At 66.2% G+C, this 22,324-nt stretch carries 19 protein-coding genes; 14 read left to right on the top strand and 5 right to left on the bottom strand.

All coding sequences use genetic code 11. The annotated features are described in order from the left end of the window. Nucleotides 1–32: 32 nt before the first annotated feature. Together J4Z35_RS06850 and J4Z35_RS06845 are read right to left on the bottom strand one after the other, a co-directional pair. Nucleotides 33–1,088: an NAD(P)-dependent oxidoreductase gene (locus tag J4Z35_RS06850; protein ID WP_038569060.1), complete on the bottom strand. Its 1,056-nt coding sequence runs from the start codon at nucleotides 1,086–1,088 to the stop codon at nucleotides 33–35. Nucleotides 1,089–1,219: 131 nt separating this feature from the next. Continuing rightward, on the bottom strand, nucleotides 1,220–2,440 hold the full coding sequence (locus J4Z35_RS06845) for an NADP-dependent isocitrate dehydrogenase (protein WP_131941408.1): 1,221 nt from the start codon (nucleotides 2,438–2,440) through the stop codon (nucleotides 1,220–1,222). A 423-nt stretch (nucleotides 2,441–2,863) separates the two neighbouring features. On the opposite strand from J4Z35_RS06845, the gene J4Z35_RS06840 reads away from it, so the two are divergent. The 11 genes from J4Z35_RS06840 to wecC all read left to right on the top strand — a co-directional run bounded on the left by J4Z35_RS06840 (nucleotide 2,864) and on the right by wecC (nucleotide 18,442). Further along, entirely contained in the window at nucleotides 2,864–4,279 is a 1,416-nt protein-coding gene (locus J4Z35_RS06840; protein WP_131941410.1) for a polysaccharide biosynthesis tyrosine autokinase, read from the top strand. Nucleotides 4,280–4,283: 4 nt separating this feature from the next. Next, nucleotides 4,284–6,200, top strand: a complete 1,917-nt coding sequence (locus tag J4Z35_RS06835; protein WP_131941412.1) for a nucleoside-diphosphate sugar epimerase/dehydratase — start codon at nucleotides 4,284–4,286, stop codon at nucleotides 6,198–6,200. Next, entirely contained in the window at nucleotides 6,200–7,243 is a 1,044-nt protein-coding gene (locus J4Z35_RS06830; RefSeq protein ID WP_131941415.1) for a glycosyltransferase family 4 protein, read from the top strand. Before J4Z35_RS06835 ends, J4Z35_RS06830 begins: the two co-directional genes overlap by 1 nt. Next, the gene (locus tag J4Z35_RS06825) at nucleotides 7,240–8,484 is read left to right on the top strand and encodes a glycosyltransferase family 4 protein (RefSeq protein WP_131941417.1); all 1,245 of its coding nucleotides are present in this window, start codon (nucleotides 7,240–7,242) and stop codon (nucleotides 8,482–8,484) included. The genes J4Z35_RS06830 and J4Z35_RS06825 overlap by 4 nt, the downstream gene beginning before the upstream one ends. 910 nt (nucleotides 8,485–9,394) lie before the next feature. Next, nucleotides 9,395–10,420, top strand: coding sequence for a polysaccharide biosynthesis protein (locus J4Z35_RS06815; protein ID WP_131941422.1), 1,026 nt, complete (start codon nucleotides 9,395–9,397; stop codon nucleotides 10,418–10,420). Beyond that, the gene (locus J4Z35_RS06810; RefSeq protein ID WP_131941425.1) at nucleotides 10,417–11,529 is read left to right on the top strand and encodes an NAD-dependent epimerase/dehydratase family protein; all 1,113 of its coding nucleotides are present in this window, start codon (nucleotides 10,417–10,419) and stop codon (nucleotides 11,527–11,529) included. The genes J4Z35_RS06815 and J4Z35_RS06810 overlap by 4 nt, the downstream gene beginning before the upstream one ends. A gap of 3 nt (nucleotides 11,530–11,532) precedes the next feature. Beyond that, nucleotides 11,533–12,678 carry a UDP-N-acetylglucosamine 2-epimerase (non-hydrolyzing) gene (wecB, locus tag J4Z35_RS06805; RefSeq protein ID WP_131941428.1) on the top strand — a complete coding sequence of 382 codons (1,146 nt, stop codon included), beginning with the start codon at nucleotides 11,533–11,535 and terminating at the stop codon, nucleotides 12,676–12,678. Further along, a complete protein-coding gene (locus tag J4Z35_RS06800; RefSeq protein ID WP_131941430.1) occupies nucleotides 12,675–13,229 on the top strand; it encodes an acyltransferase in 555 nt (184 codons plus the stop codon). The genes wecB (J4Z35_RS06805) and J4Z35_RS06800 overlap by 4 nt, the downstream gene beginning before the upstream one ends. Nucleotides 13,230–13,297: 68 nt before the next feature. After that, on the top strand, nucleotides 13,298–16,165 hold the full coding sequence (locus J4Z35_RS14460) for a hypothetical protein (protein ID WP_160126231.1): 2,868 nt from the start codon (nucleotides 13,298–13,300) through the stop codon (nucleotides 16,163–16,165). 169 nt (nucleotides 16,166–16,334) lie between these two features. Then, nucleotides 16,335–17,213, top strand: a complete 879-nt coding sequence (locus tag J4Z35_RS06795) for a glycosyltransferase (protein ID WP_243754922.1) — start codon at nucleotides 16,335–16,337, stop codon at nucleotides 17,211–17,213. Then, nucleotides 17,210–18,442 carry a UDP-N-acetyl-D-mannosamine dehydrogenase gene (wecC, locus tag J4Z35_RS06790; protein WP_200829296.1) on the top strand — a complete coding sequence of 411 codons (1,233 nt, stop codon included), beginning with the start codon at nucleotides 17,210–17,212 and terminating at the stop codon, nucleotides 18,440–18,442. Before J4Z35_RS06795 ends, wecC begins: the two co-directional genes overlap by 4 nt. Nucleotides 18,443–18,450: 8 nt before the next feature. Here the strand turns inward: wecC and wecB (J4Z35_RS06785) are convergent, their stop codons facing one another. Continuing rightward, nucleotides 18,451–19,596, bottom strand: coding sequence for a UDP-N-acetylglucosamine 2-epimerase (non-hydrolyzing) (wecB, locus tag J4Z35_RS06785; RefSeq protein WP_131941439.1), 1,146 nt, complete (start codon nucleotides 19,594–19,596; stop codon nucleotides 18,451–18,453). A gap of 183 nt (nucleotides 19,597–19,779) precedes the next feature. Here wecB (J4Z35_RS06785) and J4Z35_RS06780 point away from each other — a divergent pair, with 183 nt between their 5' ends. Genes J4Z35_RS06780 through J4Z35_RS14715 form a run of 3 tightly spaced genes read left to right on the top strand, consistent with a single transcriptional unit; the run spans nucleotide 19,780 to nucleotide 20,692 of the window. Further along, nucleotides 19,780–20,031, top strand: coding sequence for a hypothetical protein (locus J4Z35_RS06780; RefSeq protein ID WP_131941442.1), 252 nt, complete (start codon nucleotides 19,780–19,782; stop codon nucleotides 20,029–20,031). Then, on the top strand, nucleotides 20,028–20,570 hold the full coding sequence (locus J4Z35_RS06775; RefSeq protein WP_131941444.1) for a DUF4276 family protein: 543 nt from the start codon (nucleotides 20,028–20,030) through the stop codon (nucleotides 20,568–20,570). The genes J4Z35_RS06780 and J4Z35_RS06775 overlap by 4 nt, the downstream gene beginning before the upstream one ends. Further along, nucleotides 20,567–20,692, top strand: coding sequence for a hypothetical protein (locus J4Z35_RS14715; protein ID WP_255569620.1), 126 nt, complete (start codon nucleotides 20,567–20,569; stop codon nucleotides 20,690–20,692). Before J4Z35_RS06775 ends, J4Z35_RS14715 begins: the two co-directional genes overlap by 4 nt. A 64-nt stretch (nucleotides 20,693–20,756) precedes the next feature. Here J4Z35_RS14715 and J4Z35_RS06770 read toward each other — a convergent pair whose 3' ends face one another. Both J4Z35_RS06770 and J4Z35_RS06765 read right to left on the bottom strand, forming a co-directional pair. Next, nucleotides 20,757–21,434 carry a low molecular weight phosphatase family protein gene (locus tag J4Z35_RS06770; RefSeq protein WP_235006198.1) on the bottom strand — a complete coding sequence of 226 codons (678 nt, stop codon included), beginning with the start codon at nucleotides 21,432–21,434 and terminating at the stop codon, nucleotides 20,757–20,759. 70 nt (nucleotides 21,435–21,504) lie between these two features. Beyond that, nucleotides 21,505–22,311: an HAD-IIA family hydrolase gene (locus J4Z35_RS06765; RefSeq protein ID WP_131941450.1), complete on the bottom strand. Its 807-nt coding sequence runs from the start codon at nucleotides 22,309–22,311 to the stop codon at nucleotides 21,505–21,507. Between the last annotated feature and the right edge of the window lie 13 nt (nucleotides 22,312–22,324).

Here is a 22,324-nt window from a genome sequence, read left to right as displayed (position 1 = left end):
TAGCGCCAACTTGCCTTGCCCTCGCGGCGAACTCAGCTCGTCAGACCTCTCTGCCGTAATTCGCGCAGGGCGACGTCCCATGCCTCCGAATCGGCGCCGGGCAAGCCCCACGATCGACCAATGAAGTCGGCCACGGCCTGCTCACTGCTCATCAGGGGCAATGGCGCGCCTGCGGAACGGAGACCCTCCAGAGAGGCAACGGCGTGCTCGATGTCCCCGGCCCGGCCGACATCCACATACTCCACCGGCGCACTCGCGACCGGGGCCGCAGCAGCAGCAAACCGCGCCAGGTCGGTCAACGACGTACGCTCACCGGTGCCACAGTTGAGAACCCGCAGGCTCCCGAGTCGACCCGGGTGATCGATGCACCAGGTGATCAGACGCGCAACATCGTCGACGTGCACGAAATCCCTCGTCGCAGAGCCATCGCCATAGACCGACAACGGTCGACCCTCGCGGAGGCGCGCGAGAAAAGCTGCCAGAACCCCCGTATAGGGATTGTGGAGTGCCTGTCCGAAGCCCACCACGTTCTGCGGCCGTAGAACAGTGACCGGGATCGCGGCAGCGTACTCCGCGAGGATGGCCTCCGCCTCGGACTTGGTTTCTCCGTAGACGGAAACAGGGCGGTGCGGGTCCTCCTCCCGGGACGGCGCGGCCTCTGCCTGGGGACAGCAACGCGCCCCGAACCGAGTGCCGTGGCGCCGGCACTCGTACCGTCCCTCGCCGTAGACGGCTCGGGACGACAGTGCGACGAGAGCGGCACCCCAAGAAGCCGCCGCAGCAGCCGCGAGCCGCGTCCCCTCCACGTTGACAGCCCTATAGCGCCCGGCCTCGTACATGGATTGTGCCGTACCGGTTTCAGCAGCCAGATGAACGACGACATCGAACCCCGGCAATGCGTCCCACGTGCTTGCCTGACTGACGTCTGCGATGACGACTTGCCCCGGAAAGCGCTGCACGGCAGCTTCTGCATGCTGGTGCACCTGGGCATTCAAACTGTCGACGGCGACCAGTTCATGCTCCGAGGCCAGCATGACGGCGACATGTTGACCGATGAATCCGGCCCCGCCGGTGATGAGAATGCGCATGGCGCCCTTCGTCGTGACCCGTTGCTCCGTGCCACTCTAACGCCCCGGCATGACGGGCGTCAGAACATGACGCCCCCCGTCACGTGTCCTTGAACACGCGACGGAGGGCGTCACCGGCGAGACCGCTGTGATCAGGCAGCCATGGCCTTGCTGAGGTTCTCGTCGATGGCGGCGAGGAAGTCCTGCGTGTTGAGGTACGGCTGGTCCTTGCTGATGAGCAGCGCGAGGTCCTTCGTCATCTTGCCCTCCTCGACCGTCTGCACGCAGACGCGCTCGAGGGTCTCGGCGAACTTCGTCACCTCGGGTGTGCCGTCGAGCTCGCCACGCTTGGCGATGCCGCGCGTCCAGGCGAAGATCGACGCGATCGGGTTCGTCGACGTCTCCTTGCCCTGCTGGTGCTGACGGTAGTGACGCGTGACGGTGCCGTGCGCGGCCTCCGCCTCGACCGTCTTGCCGTCGGGCGTCATGAGCACGGACGTCATGAGGCCGAGCGAGCCGAAGCCCTGCGCGACGATGTCGGACTGCACATCACCGTCGTAGTTCTTGCACGCCCAGACGTAGCCGCCCTCCCACTTGAGCGCAGAGGCGACCATGTCGTCGATGAGGCGGTGCTCGTACGTGAGGCCGCGCTTGTCGAACTCGGCCTTGAACTCGCGGTCGAAGACGTCCTGGAAGATGTCCTTGAACGCGCCGTCGTACGCCTTGAGGATGGTGTTCTTCGTGGACAGGTAGACGGGCATGTTGCGCTCGAGGCCGTAGTTGAACGACGCGCGAGCGAAGTCCTCGATCGACTTGTTGTAGTTGTACATGCCCATCGCGACGCCGCCGGACTCGGGGAACTCGGCGACCTCGTAGACCTGCTTCTCGCCACCGTCGGCCGGGGTGTAGGAGATCTCGACGGTGCCCGCACCGGGCACCTTGAAGTTCTGCGCCTTGTACTGGTCGCCGTGCGCGTGACGGCCGACGATGATCGGCTTCGTCCAGCCCGGCACGAGACGCGGCACGTTGCTGATGATGATCGGCTCGCGGAAGATCACGCCACCGAGGATGTTGCGGATGGTGCCGTTGGGGCTCTTCCACATCTCCTTGAGGCCGAACTCCTCGACGCGCGCCTCGTCCGGCGTGATCGTCGCGCACTTGACGCCGACGCCGTACTCCTTGATCGCGTTCGCCGCGTCGACGGTGACCTGGTCGTCCGTCGCGTCACGGTTCTCGATGCCGAGGTCGTAGTACTTGAGGTCGACGTCGAGGTAGGGGTGGATCAGGCGGTCCTTGATGAACTGCCAGATGATGCGCGTCATCTCGTCACCGTCGAGTTCGACGATGGGGTTCTTGACCTTGATCTTCTCCATGGCCTGTGCTGGCTCCTTCGATCAGTTGGTGCGACGAATGTTCGCTGCGCTCAGGCTATCGCCATCCCACCGGCTCCCCGCAACGTCGTCACGGCGCGCGCAGCGCCTGCGAGCCGCGACGGGGCATCGCACAACAGCGACACGATGTGACGTTCGTCACCATACCTGCGGGTAGGCGACGACACCCGCCCCCGCACCCCCCTCCGCGCCGGCGACAAATGCTGGGCGCACACTGCGAAAACCCTTGGAAATCCTCATGACCGGCAGCGAGGCACACTCAAGGGTGAGGTCGAATTAGCGCCGCGCCGCTGCCGTTGAATCAGGTCAGTTGTCCTAGATACAGACTTTGGTGCGGTTCGAGGACAGTCCGTAAGGTCTCAATGACACTCGCGCGCCATGCGCGAACACATCAGGAGGCACTGGGTGGATCTTCAGTCGTACATGCGCGCCATCATGAAGCGCTGGCGCATCATTGCCGGCTGCGTGCTCATCGCACTCTCCCTCGCCGTGCTCCTCACTCTCTTCACGCACAAGACGTACAGCTCGTCGGTGCGCTTCTTCGTCTCGACCGCGGATGCGTCGAACAACTCGCAGCTCGCGCAGGGCAACACGTTCACGCAGGATCGCGTCAAGAGCTACACCCAGCTCATGAAGACGCCGAAGGTGCTCCAGCCCGTCGCAGACGAGGTCAAGATGCCCGGCGGCGCGACGGCGATCGAGCCGAAGGTGACGGCGCAGGCCGCGCCGGACACCGTCATCATCAACACGAGCGTCGTCGACACGAGCCCGAAGCGCGCGCACGCCATCGCGCATGCGCTCGGCGAGCAGTTCCCCAAGGCCGTCGACGAGCTCGAGAGCGTCTCGAAGGACAAGCCGAGCCCCGTCAAGGTGACGCTCGTGCAGCAGGCGACCACGAGCACGAAGGTCGGCCCGAGCTGGCCGACGAACCTCGTCCTCGCGGGCCTGCTCGGCCTGCTCGCCGGCACCGCGCTCGCGCTGCTGCGTGAGCGTCTCGACACCAAGCTGCGCACGAAGGACGACGTCCTCCAGGCCGCTGACGACGTCACCGTCCTCGGCGCCGTGCCCTTCGACAAGGACGCGAGTGCCCACCCGCTCATCGTCGCCGACGACCCGCACTCGACGCGCGCGGAGGCGTTCCGCTCGCTGCGCACCAACCTGCAATTCGTCGACGCGACGGAGCACCCGCGCGTCATCACCGTCACCTCGTCGCTGCCCGGAGAGGGCAAGACGACGACGGCGGCGAACCTCGCTCTCGCGCTCGCCGAGTCGGGTGCGAGCATCTGCCTCATCGAGGGTGACCTGCGTCGTCCGCGGCTGCTCAGCTACATGGGTCTCGAGGGTGGCGTCGGCCTCACCGACGTACTCATCGGCCGTGTCGCCGTGCGTGATGTGGTGCAGCGCTTCGGCGAGCGCCGTCTCATGGTGCTCGGCTCGGGTGCGACACCGCCGAACCCGAGCGAGCTGCTCGGCAGTGAGCCGATGCGCGCGATGCTCGAGGATCTGCGTGGGCGTTTCGACTACGTCATCATCGACGCGCCGCCGTTGCTGCCCGTCACCGACGCCGCCGTCCTCTCGCGCGTCACGGACGGCACGCTGGTCATCGCGGGCGCCGGAATCGTCAAGCGCGACCAATTCCTCGACGCGCTCGACCACCTCGACGCCGTCGACGCGAAGGTGCTCGGTGTCGTGCTCAACCGTGTCGAGCGGGGCCCGCGCGGCAACTACTACGACTACCGCTACGACTACTCCCCCTCCACCGCCGCCGACGACGACAAGGGCCGCACCCTGACGAGCCGCCGCTCGAGAAAGGGCAACTGAGGCGATGTCTGCGCCGGGGGGATCAACCCGACTGCCTCTGAGGGAACGTGATCGCGCCGTTCGTTACGGCTGGTTCGCGACCGACCTCGTGCTCGTCCTGTGCGCCGCCTACGCCGCGGCATGGGTGCGCTTCGACCTCGACATCTCCGATTCGGCGTCCGTCGAGATCGCCATGTTCGCGTTGCTCGCGGTCGGGTTGTACGCCGTCATCGGTTTCGTCCTCGGCCCCTATCGCATCGGGCACGTGCGCGGTTCGTTCGAGGAGACCGCCGACATCGCCAAAGCGGCGGTGGCGACGGGGCTGGTGCTCGCCGTGCTGCGTCTGGCGTTCGGGGTGCCACACGTGCCGCGGAGCATGCCGTTCACGGCGCAGATGTTCGCGCTGCTCGGCATGTTCACGCTGCGCTTCCTCGTGCGCTCGTGGCGCTGGGGGCGGCGCGTCTCGCGTGAGCAGGACGTGCAGGCCATCGTCTTCGGCGCCGGCCACAGCGGGCGCCAGCTCGTGCGCGGTTTGCACCGGGACACCTCGGAGGGCACGCGGTACGTACCCGCCGCGCTCCTCGACGACGACCCGGGCAAGCGCCGCTTGAACGTCGACGGTCTGCGCGTCACCGGCACGCGTGAGGCCATCGCGCGCGAGGCGGAGCGCACCAACGCGAGCGCGCTCATCATCGCGGCGTCCACGATGCAGGGCGAGGACGTGCGTGACGTCACCGAGCGCGCCCGCCAGGCCGGTCTCGACGTGCTGATCATGCCGCCGCTCAACGAGATGTTCCACTCCCCACGGGGTGCGGATCTGCGTCAGCTCAACCTCGAGGACCTGCTCGGGCGTCAGCGGATCGAGTTGGATCAGACGGCGATTCGTCAGTCGATCGCGGGCAAGCGTGTGCTCGTGACGGGTGCGGGCGGTTCGATCGGTTCGGAGCTGTGCCGTCAGCTCGACAAGTACGGCCCGGCCAAGCTCGTCCTGCTCGATCGGGACGAGTCTGCGATGCACGCCGCACAGATGTCGATGACGGGTCGGGCGCTGCTCGACGACGGCACGCTCGCGCTGTGCGACATCCGTGACTCTCAATCGCTCGCGACGGTGTTCGAGCGGGAGCAGCCGCAGGTCGTGTTCCACGCCGCGGCGCTCAAGCACCTGACGTTGCTCGAGCAGTTTCCGATCGAGGCGTGGAAGACGAACGTCCTCGGCACCCTCAACGTGCTCGAGGCGGCGCAGGCCGTCGGCGTCGAGACGTTCGTCAACGTCTCGACCGACAAGGCGGCCTGGCCGTCGTCGGTGCTCGGGTACTCGAAGCGTCTCGCGGAGCGCCTCACGGCGTCGTTTGCGAGCGCCGGTGACGCCACGTACGTCAGTGTGCGTTTCGGCAACGTGCTCGGCTCGCGCGGCTCGGTCATCACGGCGTTCACGGCGCAGATCGAGCGCGGTGGCCCGGTGACGGTGACGCACCCGGACGTCGAGCGGTTCTTCATGCTCATCCCCGAGGCGTGTCAGCTCGTGCTGCAGGCGTCGGCGATCGGCACGGACGGCGAGGTCATGGTGCTCGCCATGGGCAAGCCGGTGAAGATCGTCGACGTGGCGCGCACGCTCATCGAAATGGCGGGCAAGCACGACATCGAGATCCAGTACACGGGGCTGCGCCCGGGTGAGAAGCTCTCGGAGCAGTTGTTCACGCCCGGCGAGGAGATCAAGACCTCCGAGCACCCGCTCGTCTCGCACGTCGGCGTGCCGGCGATCGACCCGCAGCTCGTGCGCGCGCAGTACTTCGAAACGGACGCCGACGCACTCGCCTGGATGGTCGAGCACTCCGGCGGCCATCGCGACCACGACCCGAGCAAGGACATCGACATCACCGCGGAGGGGCCGATCCTCTCCCCCGATTCCGTCGCCGATCACCATGGTGGGGAGAACATCTGATGCACGCCTCCCCCGTCGCGCGCGTCGCGCTGAAGGCCGGAACAGCCGCCGCTTTCACGACTTTCACCGCAGCCCCTCTGGTCCGCCGCGTGATGCTGCGAGCAGGAACGCTCGACATTCCGAACCACCGTTCGAGCCACACCACGCCGATCCCACGTGGTGGCGGCATCGCCTGCGTGTGCGGCGCAGCGGTCGGGGTGGCAGCCGTCGAGCTGACGGAACCGACGGCGCGCCGCCGTTTGCCCGCCGCCCTCGTGGCAGCGCCGCTGGCGATGGCAGCGGTCGGGTACGCCGACGACCACACCGGTGGGCTGCCGCCTCTCCCCCGGCTTGCGGCTCAGGCACTGGCCGGGGCCGTCACAGCCACGGCCGACCTCCCTCCGCTGGTTGCTGCTGCGGCCATCGTGGCCATGCCCGGGCTCGTCAATGTCGTCAACTTCATGGACGGCATCAACGGCATCACCGGTTCGACGGCTGCTGTCTGGGGCGTGAACGCCTACCTCGTGGCGCAGGCCGAGCAAGACGTGACCCTCGCGGTACTCGGTGCGGTCACCGCAGGCTCCGGGCTGGGTTTCCTCCCGTGGAACGCGCCAACCGCCAAGGTTTTTCTCGGCGACGCCGGCTCGTACCTGTTCGGCGGACTGTTCACGGTCGGGATCGTCGCGGCTGCGCGCGGGGGCGAGGGCCGCGCCTCCGCAACCCGTTGGCGTGCCGCCATGGCCACGGCTGCTCCGCTGTTGCCCTACGTGACCGATACTGCTCAAGCCATCATTCGTCGGGCGCGCGCAGGAGAACCGCTGACGGAGGCCCATCGGGAACACGCCTACCAGCACCTCGTCGACCACGTCGGATTGACCCACGCACGTGCCAGCGCCGCGCACGCCTTCGCTGCGATCACGGCGGCAGCGTCGGCGCGTGTGGGGAACCCAGCGGGAATGGCCGGCATGGCGGGCGCTGCGGGCGCATACGTCGTGGCTCCCTTCGCCCTGCGCAGTGCTCGACCGCGTCCCGACGCGGGCCGTGGATCGAAGGAGACCGCATGAAGATCGGAATGATCAGCCACTGGTATGACCCGGAGGGCGGTGCAGCTGCCGGGCCGGGCACGATCGCGCGAGCCCTGCGTGATCGTGGGCACGACGTTCACGTCGTCACGGGGTACCCCATCTACCCCGCCGGGAAGGTGTTCGACGGGTACCGCATCCGCCCGTACCAGCGTGAATGCATGGACGGCGTCACCGTCCATCGTTTCCCTGCCTATCCCAGCCACGACGATCGTGCTGCCCATCGCATGGCGAACTATCTCTCGTTCGCCACGACAGGGTCGATCGGTGCGTTGGCGGTCCTGCGCGATGTCGACGTCGTCTTCGTCTATTCGACACCGGCGACGGTCGGCGCCGCCGGTGTGCTGCTACGGCTCGTGGAACGGAAGCCCTACCTCGTCCAGATCCAGGATCTGTGGCCCGACACCGTCACCTCGTCGGGATTCGTGAACGACGCCGAGCGGGTCGGGACGATGGAAAAGGTCCTGCACCGAGCCTGCAACACGGTCTACCGCTTCGCTTCCCGGGTCGCCGTCACATCGCCCGGGATGGCCGACCTTCTCGTCGAGCGTGGTGTGCCGCGCGGCAAGATCCACTTCGTGCCCAACTGGGCCGAGGAACGAAGTTTTCACCCTGTCCCGGTAGACGCCAGTCTGCGGGATGAGCTCGGCCTGCCTTCGAGCGGTTTCGTCGCCATGTACGCGGGAAATCTCGGTGAACAGCAGTCACTCGAAACCGTGATCGGGGCGGCCGCACTGCTGCGCAATCACTCCGACATCACCTTCGCGTTCGTCGGCGCCGGCGTGGCGGAGGGGCGCCTCCGCCGCCTCGTCCAGGACGAGGGCCTCACCAATGTCGTCTTCTCGGGTGCTCAGCCGTTCTCGCGGATGGCGCAAGTACTCGCACTGGGAGACGTCCAGCTGGTCACGCTCAAGGACGTGCCGCTGTACCGTGCGACCCTGCCGAGCAAGCTGCAGGCCAATCTCGCCTGCGGTCGTCCGACGATCGCCGCGGTTGCCGGCGATGGCGGAGCTCTCATCGAAGCCGCCGGCGGCATCGCGGTCACGCCCGAAAGCCCCGATGAACTCGCGGACGCTGTGGGCGCCATGGCCTCCAGCTCTACTGAGGAGCGCTCGGCGCTCGGCCGCCTCGCGCGTGACTACTACCTGGCCAACTACAGCGAGCAGGTCATCGGTGATCGGCTGAGCGAACTGCTCCTCTCCGTCGCGGAGGGGGCACGATGAGCCGGGTGGCCGTCGTCGGTGCGAGCGGCTTCGTCGGATCGGCTGTTGTCGAGGCCTTGACGCGGCGGGGCCATGAGGTCGTGCCGGTGCGTGCACCGCGCCTCACAGCCGCCTCTGATGCCGAGGAGCAACGGGCCGCCGACGAGCTAGCCCCGTCATTCGCTGGAGTCGACGCCGTCGTGAACGCTGCTGGAATCGCGGAGGCGACGGGGGATGACGCCGCCATGGCTACGGCGAACGGTGTGTTGCCTGCGGCAGTCGCGCGGGCGTCGCGACGCCATGCCGCGAGGTTCGTCCACGTGAGCAGTGCGGCAGTTCAGGGGAACGCCGACCTGCTCGATTCGTCAGAGGCAACGCACCCGTTCTCGCCGTACTCCCGCAGCAAGGCCGACGGTGAGCGGCGAGTGCTCACCGCCCGCCGCGAGGGGCTCGAGGCGGTCGTGTACCGCCCGCCGGGCGTTCACCACCCCTCTCGCCGCGTGACCGGGCGACTCGTCTCGCTCGCGGCCTCACCCGCTTCAAGTGTCGCGGGGGCCGGGAATCGCCCCACGGCGCAGGCTCTACTCGAGAACGTCGCCGATGCCATCGCGTTTCTCGCGACGTGTGAGACGTTGCCCCCGGCCATCGTCCACCACCCCTCGGAAGGCCTGACCACTTCGGGTCTTCTCGAAGCTCTCGGCGGGCGACCACCCCGTCGCCTGCCGACCCCGCTCGCGCGGGGCCTGGTCTCGGCAGGCAAGCGCGCTAATCGGGTGCGGCCGGGACTGGCCGGTCAGGCTAGGCGCCTCGAGATGCTCTGGTTCGGGCAGGCACAAGCACCCTCGTGGCTCACCGCAGCGGGCTGGAGACCTGTCGCCCCCCTCGATCATTGGATGACCCTCGGACGTGCCGTCCGCGAAGGAGAACACGCATGACTGACCTCACCGGCAAGACCATCGCCATCACTGGCGGCACCGGGTCGTTCGGTTCGACGATGGTGCGCCACCTCCTCACGCAGGATGTCGCGCAGGTGCACGTCCTGTCTCGCGACGAGGCGAAGCAGGATGAGATGCGCAAGCGCTTCAACGATGCGCGGCTCAAGCTGTTCCTCGGCGACGTGCGTGACGCACACTCTGTCGAGGACGCTTTCGTCGGCGCCGACTACGTCTTCCACGCGGCAGCCCTCAAGCAGGTGCCGAGCTGCGAGTTCTTCCCCGACCAGGCGGTGCGCACCAACATCGACGGCAGCAACAACGTGCTGCGCGCAGCCAGCCGCGCCGGGGTTCGTTCCGTCGTGTGCCTGTCGACCGACAAGGCGGTCTACCCCGTCAACGCGATGGGCATGACGAAGGCCCTCATGGAGAAGAGCGCGCAGGCGTTCGCTCGCAACAACCCCGGCTCCCCCAGTGTCGTGTCGACGACGCGCTACGGCAACGTCATGTACAGCCGCGGCTCGGTGATCCCCCTGTTCGTCAAGCAGATCATGGACGGCAAGCCGCTCACCCTCACCGAGCCAAGCATGACCCGCTTCCTCATGTCACTCGACGACTCGGTCTCGCTCGTGCTCCACGCGTTTGAGAACGCCGAGCGCGGCGACCTGTTCGTCCGCAAGGCCCCCGGATGCACCGTAGAGACGCTCGCGCGGGCGACGGCCAAGGTGCTCGGCGTCGACGACCCGCAGATCAAGGTCATCGGTGCGCGCCACGGTGAGAAGATGCACGAGACGCTCCTGTCGAGCGAGGAGATGGTGAAGGCCACCGACCAGGGTGACTACTACCGTGTGCCACTCGACGCTCGCTCCCTCGAGTACGAACTGTTTACGTCCGAGGGCGAGGCCGAACTCAAGGACGCGACGGACTACACCTCCGCCAACACCGAGCAGCTCGACGTCGACGGCGCCGTCGACCTGCTCATGACCCTGCCCGAGATCCAACAGATAGTTGAGGCCCGCGCATGAAGATCGTCATCACCGGAGCGCACGGCTTTCTCGGCTGGCACACGCGCGCACGACTGCACACGCTGACCGACCATGACGTCGTCGCCATCGGCCGCGAGAACTGGGACGAACTTCAGGCGCACGTCGCGGACGCCGACGCCGTCATGCATCTGGCCGGCATCAACCGTGCGGAGACGGACGCTGCCGTCGAGCAAGGCAACGTCGACCTCGCACAGGACGTCGCCGACGCCGTGCGCGCAGCCGACAAGCCTGTGCGCATCGTCTACTCGAGTTCCACGCAGGTCGGCAACGGCTCTCCCTACGGCCGCGGCAAGGAGCGCGCGGGCGAGATCCTCGCCGACGCCGCTACCGCGAGCGGCGCCGCCTACGTCGAGGTACGCCTGCCCAACATCTTCGGTGAGCACGCTCGCCCGTACTACAACACGTTCGTCGCGACGTTCATCGACAAGCTGGTCGAGGGCGAGACCCCGACGGTCAACGACAACCCCGTCGAGCTGCTGCATGTGCAGGATGCCGCGGCCTCGCTCATCGAGGCCCTGTCTTCGCGCGACCGCCTCATCCGTCCGCATGGCCACGACACGCGTGTGCCCGAGGTGCTGTCGTTGCTCGAGCAGTTCCACGACGTCTACGGCCGCGGCGAGATCCCGAAGCTGCCGACGCGTTTCCACACGAACCTGTTCAACACCTACCGGGCCGCGACGTTCCCGAACAAGTACCCGTTCTCACTCATGGTCAACGCCGACCAGCGCGGTGAACTGATCGAGACGGTGCGCGCTCATGGCAGCGGCGGCCAGTCGTTCGTGTCGTACACGAAGCCGGGCAAGACACGCGGCGAGCACTACCACCTGAGCAAGATCGAGCGTTTCGTCGTCATCAGCGGCAAGGCGCGCATCTCGCTGCGTAGGGTGCTGACCGACGAGGTCGTCGACTTCGACGTCGACGGCACGAAGCCGGCCGTCATCGACATGCCGACGCTGTGGGTGCACAACATCACGAACACCGGGGATGAGGACGTCATCACGATGTTCTGGGCCGACCAGCTGTTCAACCCGGCTGCTCCCGACACGTACTGGGAACCGGTGCGACGCGCCGAGAGCAAGGAGGCCTGAACGATGAAGGTCATGACCATCGTCGGCACGCGCCCGGAGATCATCCGGCTCGCGCGCGTGATGAACCGGCTGGACAACACGCCGGGCGTCGAGCACGTCATCGTGCACACAGGACAGAACTACGACTACGAGCTGAACGGGGTCTTCTTCGACGACCTCGGCGTGCGCAAGCCCGATCACTTCCTCGCCGTCCATACCTCGAGCCTCGGTGCCGTGCTCGGTGGCACGCTCATCAAGAGCGAGGAGGTGATGCGCGCCGAGCAGCCCGACGCCGTCCTCGTGCTCGGTGACACGAACTCGTGCATCGCCGCCGTCATGGCCAAGCGCCTGCGCATCCCGACGTACCACATGGAGGCTGGCAACCGTTGCTTCGACGAGAACGTGCCGGAAGAGACGAACCGACGCCTCGTCGATCACGTCGCCGACTTCAATCTTGTCTACACCGAGCACGCCCGCCGCAACCTTCTCGCCGAAGGCCTGCACCCGCGCCGCATCATCAAGACGGGCTCGCCCATCCGTGAGGTCGTCGAGGCGTACACCGAGCAGATCAAGACCTCCGACATTCTCGCTCTGCGCGGGCTCGAGGAGGGTAAGTACTTCCTCGTCAGCGCGCACCGCGAGGAGAACGTCGACAATCCCGAGCGACTGCGCGCCCTGCTCGACGGACTGATCGCCGTCCACGACGCCTTCGACATGCCGGTGTTCGTCTCGACGCACCCGCGCACGCGCAAGCGTCTCGAAGCGTTGCCGGGGTGGACGGAGCCGGAGGGCATCACGTTCAGCGAGCCGCTGGGCTTCCACGACTACAACAAGCTGCAGCTCTCCGCCGCGTGCGTGTTGTCGGATTCGGGCACGATCGCCGAGGAGAGTTCCCTCATGGGTTTCCCCGCCGTCACGCTGCGCGACTCGATCGAACGCCCCGAAGCGCTTGACACGGGCGCCATCATCATGACCGGCCTGCACGCCGACGACATGGTGACGGCCGTGCGCATCGCCATGGAATCAGGCTACGAGCGCGACGGCGTCAGCAACATCACCCCGGAGGACTACCTCATCGACAACTGCAGCCAACGAGCGGTGAACTTCATCCTCTCCACCGCACACCGCCACCACCAGTGGGCGGGAATCCGACCAGGAGGATCGCGATGACCGACAAAGATTTGAACTCCTTCCTCACGCGCCTGCGGGTGGCACGCCTCCTCGCCGCGTCGACCAACGACATTCCTGTATGGCGCACAATGCGCCGCAAAGGCCTGGAAAGGCTGCTCGAAGCACCGGGGCTTCGCATGTCGAGCAACGTGCGACTCGACCGCTCTCACCCGGAGCTTGGTGGACGACTAGTCCTCGGGCGAGACGTAGAGATTGGGCCGCGTTGCATCCTCGACATCTCGGGAGGCATCACAATTGAGGACGGAGTCACCGTCTCCGAGGATTCTCTGCTTCTCAGCCACGACCACAACTTCCAGGATGCCGACACCCATTGGCGCGACCAGGGCAAGGTCGCCCGTCCACTCGTCATCGGACGCGGCGCATGGATCGGTGCTCGAAGCACTGTGCTCGGTGCGACGCAAACAATCGGCGAAGGCGCGGTCGTGGGCGCCTGTTCGCTCGTGACGAAGCCGATCGAGCGAATGGCGCTCGCTATGGGTGCCCCGGCGAGAGTTCGACGTCACCGCACGAGTGCACGAGAGCAGCAGTGACCCTGAGCGCGCGATCATCTGCCGTCCGTGCTGGGCTCGCCTACGCAGTTGCCGTAGGTGGCCTGTTCTTGGCCGAGCTGCTTCTGAGCCGATCTCAGAATGAGACGACGTTTGGTGAGTACCAGATCGTCAGGCAACTCGTGCCTCTGGTCGTTGCCCTCGCCCTCATGGGAATTGACCAGGCCCTTATGCGGCGAACAATCGAGACCGGCGACGACGGGTTGTTCCGTCCTTACGTGCGCCGGTCGTTCGCCGCTGCAGCCGCCATCGGCGCCGTCGGCGCCGCCGTGGTCGCGACGGTCTACCACGTCTCGGCCATTACGATCGTCGCCGCTGCACTGGCGCCTCTCTTCGTCGTATCGACCGAGCTGGCAGCTGCTGTGCTGCGCGCCCACGGGTCGTATGTAGCCGCTGCGATGCTGCAACAGGGATACCGCCTTCTCACGGCGTTCTCCCTCGTCGTTGTCGTGCTCATGGGTTCAGTGTCCACGTCCGTCGCCAACGGAGCGCTTCTGGCCTCTTCGGTGACCTGTGGCATCGTCGCGCTACCGGTGCTCGCGCGCACGGCCAACACCGGGGCGCGCCGCGACCGGGAGCTTCATCGCGTCGGTGTCGGCTTCGGTGTCTCGATGCTCACCTTCGCTGCTCTGGACTGGGCCGATCAGGCGCTCCTGTCACACAGGTTTTACACCCTGGCGGCAGGCGGTGCCTATGCGGCGAACAAGCTCGTGACCGTGTACCCGGCCATCACCTTGGCCTCGGTGCTCGGGTTCGTCGCGCTGCCCGAGCTCGTCCGCCGAGCGTCCTCTATGACGAGGGCTCGCTTCCTCCGCATGCTCGCGGCGGCCGGCGTCGTCTCGATCGTCCTGGCCGTCATACTTGGATCGCTCCTCCACTGGTCGGGCACGATGTTCGTGCGAACCCAGCCGAACCCCCTGGCTGTTTACCTCCTGGCGCTGACCGGCGCCCTCCGCCTCGCGTATGTCGTCCCTAGTGCCGTGCTGGGCTCCACAGGAACGAGCCGAACGATCTTGCGGTCGGCGTTCCTTGGCCTTCTGGCCATCCCACTCCTGGCCGTCCTGCTCTTGGTCTTGCCGATAGATGACCCGGTTCTGCTCGGTTCGGTTGCCATTCTCAGCGCCACAGCCTTCCGCTTTGCCGTCGCGACCTGGTTCGCGGCACAGTCGATCGGCCAGGCCGCCGTCGCTGGGGGCGCAACGAGGCCGTCGAGCGTCTTCCCGCCTCACGAGACGCCTGTCGCCCATATCGTCGCGCCATACTCCGCGCCTATCAGACGCCGCCCCACGCCCACGACTTCTTGCCCGTCCCGTGCGTCCACACCAAGACGGCGTCGTCACGGGGCAACCGGGACAACGCCTGACCCGGCCGTCATCCGAACGATCTTTGCGTCGGTCTTGACTGTCGTCGGGACAACTGTCCTCGTTCTCACAACGCCGCGTGAGGCGAGCAGCACACCCGATTCCACAGCGTGGATCTTGTGCGTCCTAACCATCCCCTGGGTGTTCCTCGCGCTGCGTTCCCTTGCCGGACGCTGGCCCGAGAGCTTCTGGCTCAGCCCGTCGGGAATGGCAATGGTGTACCTGTGGGTCTCCGTGCTCGTCGTCCCCGTGTTGTGGCGCGTGGGACTGGCAACGCCATGGGACGACTTCAACGCCCAGCCCGACGACGTCATCTGGATCGCTATCGGTCTCCTTGCTGTCATGACCGCGGTCAGCGCTGCAGCAATGGCTGGCCGCAAGCCAGCACGGATCACTTTCCGAGCCCCTTCACCCTCGGCGCTGACCGTGCCGCTCCTTATTGCGTTCGCCGCTGGACTCGTGGCCATGGCGGTCCTATACCTGGCCGTCGGAGGCTTTGGCGCTCTCCTGTCCTCGTTGGGGACGCGCCGGGACGCGCTGGCCGGCCTCGGCCTCCTCAACGGTGTAGCCGCAGTGCCGGGCGCCGCTGCCCTCTTTGCGATGATGTGCGAGCGGGTCACGCCCTTTCAAAAGCTCTTGGCGCTGGGGTGTGCCCTCGAATTCATCCTCTACCTCTTTGTCAGCGGGTCCCGCTTCCCGCTCATCGCGTTCCTGCTGGCGTTGCTCGTCGCACGAGCTCACCACCGCCCGATCTCACTGGCGTCTTTCGGTCTGCTCGGGGCCCTGGCTGTCCCATTTAGCGTGTGGTACGCAGTGGCCGTCCGGCAGACGAGCAAGGGCGCGACAGGCAGCTCCGTCTTCGGAGGCGAGGGCCTACGCGACGTCTTGAAGTCCGTCATTGACCCCTTCGTCTTCGGTGGGCTCGACGTGTTACGCACCCTCGGGGCGGTCATCGCGCATGGAGAACCGTTATTCGCGAACGGGATCTTGCAGTTCTTGGGTGGCCCGTTCACTCTCGTGCCCCGGTTTATTTGGCCCGGAAAACCGGATGGTCTCTCCATCGCGTTCTCTCAGGAGTACTTCCCCGACCGCTGGGCCGACGGTACAGGTGTCCCGCCTTCCCTTCTCGCTGAAGGGCCATATCTGTTCGGAAAGCTCGGAGCCATCCCCTACTTGGCCGCCGCCGCATTCGTTCTCGCGTGGGCAGGCAAGCGCGTGTGGCAATCCTCCTCGGCATTCACGCGACTCGCCGGAATCATGCTCACTACCGACACCATCGTGCTCGTCAAATCCGGAAGTGACTCGTTCCTACGAATGCTCACGCTTCACGCCCTCGCCTGCGCGTTCTTCGCCCTCCTTGCGCGCATCGCCGGATTCATCGGCACCACGAAACCCATGGAGAACCACGATGAAGACCCTGTTAATCGATCTGTTGCCTTACGAGCACTCGACAAGGACGCGAAAGCTCGGAGAGCGTCTGGCGGCCGCCGGCGCCATCTGCGAGGCGATCACACTGTCTCAGGTCGGACGCGTGGGCATCGCCGGGAGTCAAAATGACGCGGTCGTCGACGGAGTCGCGGTGCGCAAAATCGCGACCCCCACGCCCGCACAGGGCGCCTCGACGCGAACCGCGATCATTAACCTTGTCAGGACGTATCCCAAGGCTATAGCCACGCTCGCCTGGCGGGCCATCCGCACGCCAGCCGACGCCATCGTCGTTGGCCACATGTCCCTCTTTTGGATTGGTCTCGCCCACCACAAACGCCATGGTTCCAAGGTCCTCCTCAACGGGCGCGAGCGCCCGGGAGGGATCAACACCAAGGGCTCGTTGGGCACGGCGTTCTCTCGCGTTGAACCGGCCGTGCTGAGGCGGTTGTCTGGGATCAGGGATCTCGCAGTCGTGGCAGTGTGCGACGGTCACGCCGACGACTTCCGCGCACTCGGGCTTGAGACGTTGGTGGCGCGCAACGCGCCCGCGGCCGCCTTTCGGAGTGACTTTGTGCCGACCCCGGACGAGGACGTTGTGCGCGTCGCGTGCGTGGGCAGCCTCTACGAGGGCCGCGGAATCGAGCTGCTCATCAAGGCGACCGATGCAGCTCAGGCGGCCGGCGCTCAGGTGGTTCTTGAAGTAACGGGCCGTGGAGGCGCCGAGTACGTGACCGCACTGAAAAATCTCGCAGCTTCGTGCCGCCATTCCGATGCCATCGTCTTCCACGGGCCTTGCGCTCCGGAGGAGGTTCCTGCGGCGTATCACCGCGTTCACGTGGGCACCGCGCTGTACGAGGCCGTCGATGCGGCCAACGACTCCCTGTCGAACAAGATTTTCGAGTCGGTCGTGAGTGGCCGACCGGTCCTCGCCGGGAACCTTTCTGAGAACCGCCGGTTCGTTCGTGAACACCGTCTCGGGTGGGTGACCGACGTGACTTCGGAGGGCTTGACCAATGCACTGCTCGACATCTATGCGCGCCGCGCCCAGTTGCCGGGGCTTGCTGTGGCGGTTCACGAAACATCCCGCGCTTTCTCGTGGGAAACGGAATCCGCGCCCGTCGTGGCGTGGGTCCTGGGTTCTTCTCACCTCACCGACGACGAAATGGAAACGAAGTGAAGATCAGTGTTATCGGCCTTGGCTACATCGGGTTGCCCACAAGTGCCGCCTTGGCCTCTCGGGGCGCTCGCGTGCTCGGCGTCGACCTCAATACCCACTTCGTCGACGAGATCAACGCCGGCCGTGTGCCGATCGTAGAGCCGGACCTCGACTCTGCCGTCGAGAAGGCCGTGGCAGACGGCATGCTCACTGCTTCCACCCAGGTGGAAAGGGCCGACGCATTTCTCATCGCTGTGCCCACCCCTTTCAAGGGCGACCACGAGCCTGACCTGTCGTATATCGAGTCGGCGGTGTCCTCCATTGCACCTGTGCTCCAGCCTGGAAACATCGTGATCCTGGAGTCCACGAGCCCCGCCGGCACGACTCGCAAGATTTCCGAGTGGCTGGCCCAGGCGCGCCCGGACCTCACGTTCCCCCACGACCACGAGTCGCCGGACGTTTTCGTCGCGCACTGCCCCGAGCGAGTCCTGCCCGGTCGCATCATGATCGAGATGGTCAGCAATGACCGCGTCGTCGGTGGTATTTCACCTCGTTGCGCCCAGAAGGCCGCCGAGATCTACCGAATCTTCTGCGAGGGCGAGATCCTCTTGACAGACGCGACCTCCGCGGAGATGGCCAAGCTCACCGAGAACGCATTCCGCGACGTGAACATTGCCTTTGCAAACGAGTTGGCAGAGATCTGCCGCCACATCGAGGTCGACGTGTGGGAGGTCATCCGCCTCGCGAACCGCCACCCTCGCGTGAGCATCCTCAACCCCGGCCCCGGAGTGGGCGGTCACTGCATCGCGGTCGACCCGTGGTTCATCGTGCATGCTGCGCCCGACCAGGCGAACCTCATTCGCACGGCCCGAGAGACCAACGACGCCCGCCCCGACACCGTTGTCGCCGATGTTGCGCGCATCGCGCCGCCCGGTGCGACCATCGCCTGCCTCGGGCTCGCATTCAAGGCCAACATAGACGACCTACGCGAAAGCCCGGCTGTCACCGTGGTCTCGCGGCTGAGCAAGGCAGACCCGACGTGGCAGCTTCTTGCCGTGGAGCCCCACGTCGAGCACCTGCCTGCGGCCCTCGAGACGTTGGAAAACGTCCGACTCGAGAGCCTCGATGTTGCCCTAGCATCAGCAGACGCCGTTGTGCTGCTTGTCGATCACGACCGGTTCAAGGCCATCAGCAACAACGAGATCCGCCAGATCCCCCATGTCGACACACGGGGAATCTGGCGAGAGTAATCAGGTAATCAGGGAGTGAACTCGGCCACCCTCCGACCCACCCCGAGAAGCTCCGCCATGGCGGCCACGCAGCGTTCCGCTGCGTGGCCGTCGCCGTAGGGGTTCACGGCCGTAGCCATCGAATCGTAGGCCGCGGTGTTGTCAAGGAGAAGCTGGACCTCGGTATGGATCCGTGCACGGTCCGTGCCCACCAAACGCACAGTCCCGGCCTCCACAGCCTCGGGGCGTTCCGTCGTGTCACGCATGACGAGAACGGGCTTGCCCAGAGACGGAGCTTCCTCCTGCACCCCGCCGGAATCGGTGAGCACGATGTCGGCTGCCGCGAGCACGTGCGCGAACTCGTGGTAGCTCAGCGGCTCGGTGAGAACCACGTTCTTGGCCGCCGAGAGGATGGGTTCGATCGCCGTTCGCACGACTGGATTCTTGTGCATAGGGAGAAGCACTAGCAGGTCTGGGTTCCCGGTTGCCAGGTCCGCGACGGCAGACATTGCGGCAGTCATCCGGTTCCCCCATGACTCGCGGCGATGCGCGGTCACGAGCAAGATCCGTCGCCCGCTGTTCAACGCGTCCGCCACCTGCGGATCGGTGAAGTCTGTGTCGATGCCGGTCGTGGTCTTGAGCGCGTCGATGACCGTGTTACCCGTCACCACGATGTCCTCTGCAGCGATACCCTCACGCTGGAGGTTGGCGCGAGAAGTAGATGTCGGAGCCAAGTGCAGCGCCGCGAGTGGAGCGACCAGCCGACGATTCGCTTCTTCGGGGAATGGAGAACTCATGTTTCCGGTACGCAACCCGGCTTCCAGGTGTACCACGGGAGCACGATGATAAAACGCCGCGAGGGCCCCCGCGAGCGCACTTGTCGTGTCGCCTTGCACAACCACGGCGTCCGGATTCTCCTCGGCGATGCACTTGGCGACCGCCTCGAGGGTACGTGAGGTGATTTGTTCGAGACTCGCGCCGTGAGCCATGAGGTTCATGTCCACGTTTGGCCTGATCCCGAAGAGACTGTTGACCTGGTCCAGCATTTCGCGATGTTGCCCAGTTACCGCGACAATCGGATCAAACCGCTGATCCTCGCGAAGGGCCAGAACCAATGGGGCCATCTTGATCGCTTCGGGTCTTGTGCCATAGACGGTCATGATCTTGTGAGTCACGTATTTCTCCTCCGTGTGGGGCCCGCCACGTCGTACTTTGTGAAAAGCGTACCTGCGCAGCCCAGAACGCCCTCACCCGGGACAGATTTGGGCCTCAGCACACCGAGGGCGCCTGCCGAACCGTCCCGCCACGATCGTCCTCGACGAGCCCGAACTAGGGTTGCACCGTTCGCCATTCACCTCTTGAGCGAACTTCTGCGGGTCGCAGCACGCGACAGCCACCGCGTCATCCTCGCAACCCAGTCCACGGATCTGCTCGGTGAGTTCGACCTCGAGGAGATCGCAGTCGTTGAACGCCGCGACGGGTCGACCCACGTCTCCAGACCCGACCGCGGGCAACTCGACGACTCCCTCCACACCCACTCCGTAGCCGAGATGTGGGAGATGAACCTCCTCGGCGGCCGCCCGACGGCCGACGACGTCAGCGCGTCATGAAATACATCGCGCTGGTGGTGGAAGGGCAGACGGAGGAAGCCTTCGTCACGCAGATCCTCAATCCATATCTCTCGCGGCCCGACATGTTCGCGATCCCCGCGATCGCCAAGACCAAATCGACGCCGACGGGCAGCCACAAGGGCGGCGCGCCCTGGCACAAGTATGTGCCCCTGGCCTGCGCACTAGCCGCCCAGCCCGATAAGGCTGCGGTGGGCATCCTCATGGACTTCTACGGGGTTCCCCGTGACACACCCGGCTTCGACGCCAAACGCTCCGGCGCGGAATACCGCGAGGCTTTCCTGGGCCGCATGCGCGAAAATCTGAACTCCTACCGCGTTCAGCCGCACGTCATCATGCCCGAGTTCGAGACGCTGGTCTTCGCCGCCATCGACGCGGGCACGCGGTCCAGCCTGACCGATGCCGATCTCGGCGCGCTACGAGACGTCATCCGCAATTTTGGTGGGAGCATCGAAGCCATCAACGGAAGCAGGGAAACGAGCCCATCGCACCGTCTCGCCGCGGCGTCCCGACCTACGTGAAGACGGCGATCGGCATCAGCTTGCTCGAGCAGGCGCCGTTCGACGACATCCTGGAGCGCTGCCCGACCTTCGCCCAATGGCTGTCAGAAATCGTAACCGCAGCACACAACCACGCGACCTGAGTGCTTGGGCACCTAAACGATGGAGCATGTGCGTGAACGAGGCATCCCCATGACTCGTGATGCGTCACACCGACGGGCTAGGCACCCTGGAGATCGTCGCCAACGGCCCGTCGAGCTGCGCCTGCATCTGGCGAAACACTGCGTCACCACGCATGTACGGGTCGACGACGTCCGCCGCGTCGTCCTGACGTGCCGGCACCTGAGCACGCCGAGCACCCGCTGCGGCGACGAGCTGCGCGACGACGTTGTCGCCCGTCGCGCGGGCCACGTCAGCGGAGGCGAGCCCGTCGCACAGATCCGCGAAGTCGAGGACGGCGAACACCCGGCGCAACGCGAACGGCGCCACCTGCACGACGAGACGACGATGCTCGCGCGTCGCCGTCAGCACGAGTTCGGCTCCGGCCACCATCTCCTCGGTGAGCTGACGCGCCGCATAGTTCGACGTGTCGACACCCCGCGCCTCCAGCAGCCGCGCACTGCCTGGCTCGATCGGCTGCCCGACGAGCGCACCCGTGCCCGCACTGCTGACGCGCACCCCGAGCGGCGCCAATTCGTGCGCCAACACACGCTCCATGTACGGAGAGCGACAGATGTTGCCGGTGCACACAGTCAGGATGCTCGGCTCACGCGGCGCCTGCTGCGCCCCCGGTGCCGGCTGCGCGCGGCGCGCGGGCCGCAGCGTCGCGCCGGCGGCGTTGGCGTCCTCGTCACCCCACCATGAATCGGGCTGCGTGGCCGGCACGGTTCCAGACCGTTGGGACGCACTGCTCGGGGCCGGCGGCGTGTCGCGTTCGTCAGCCCAGGGGTCGAAGTCACTCATGCTCGTGCGGCGCCAGCTCGTGGACGAGCGGCACGACGTCGGCGATCGAGTCGCAGATGCGCGTCGGCACGAAGGGGTAGCGGTCGACCTGGTCGGGCTTCGTCGAGCCAGTCAGCACGAGGATGCTGCGCAACCCCGCCTCGAGGCCACTGCGCACGTCCGTGTCGAGGCGGTCACCGATCATCACCGTCGACTCCGAGTGCGCGTCGATGCGGTTGAGGGCGCTGCGCATCATGAGCGGATTCGGCTTGCCGACGTAGTACGGCTTGACGCCCGTCGCCGCCGTGATGAGCGCAGCGATCGACCCCGTCGCCGGCAACGGCCCCTCCGTGCTCGGGCCTGTGACGTCCGGGTTCGTCGCGATGAACCGCGCGCCACCCTCGATGAGACGGATCGCACGCGTGATCGCCGTGAACGAATACGTGCGCGTCTCCCCCAGCACGACGTAGTCGGGGTCGCGCTCCGTCATCGTGTAGCCGATGTTGTAGAGCGCCGTCGTCAGCCCTGCCTCACCGACGACGTACGCCGAACCGCCCTCTCGCTGATCGTGGAGGAACTGCGCTGTCGCGAGCGCCGACGTCCAGATGGCCTCTTCGGGGATGTCGATGCCGCTGCCCTGCAGGCGGGCGCGGAGGTCACGCGGGGTGTAGATCGAGTTGTTCGTCAGGACGAGGAAGCGTCGGCCGGTCTCCTGCAGTGCCTGGAGGAACTCCGCCGCCCCCGGAATGGCGCGCTCCTCATGCACGAGAACGCCATCCATGTCCGTCAGCCAGCACTCCACTGCGTGGTGGTTACTCATCCGCTCATCCTCA

It is taken from the genome of Dermacoccus sp. NHGro5 (assembly GCF_017565385.1).
Classification (GTDB): Bacteria; Actinomycetota; Actinomycetes; order Actinomycetales; family Dermatophilaceae; genus Dermacoccus; species Dermacoccus nishinomiyaensis.
Note: the sequence above shows the minus strand (reverse complement) of the source record. Positions and strands in the feature narration are given on the sequence as shown.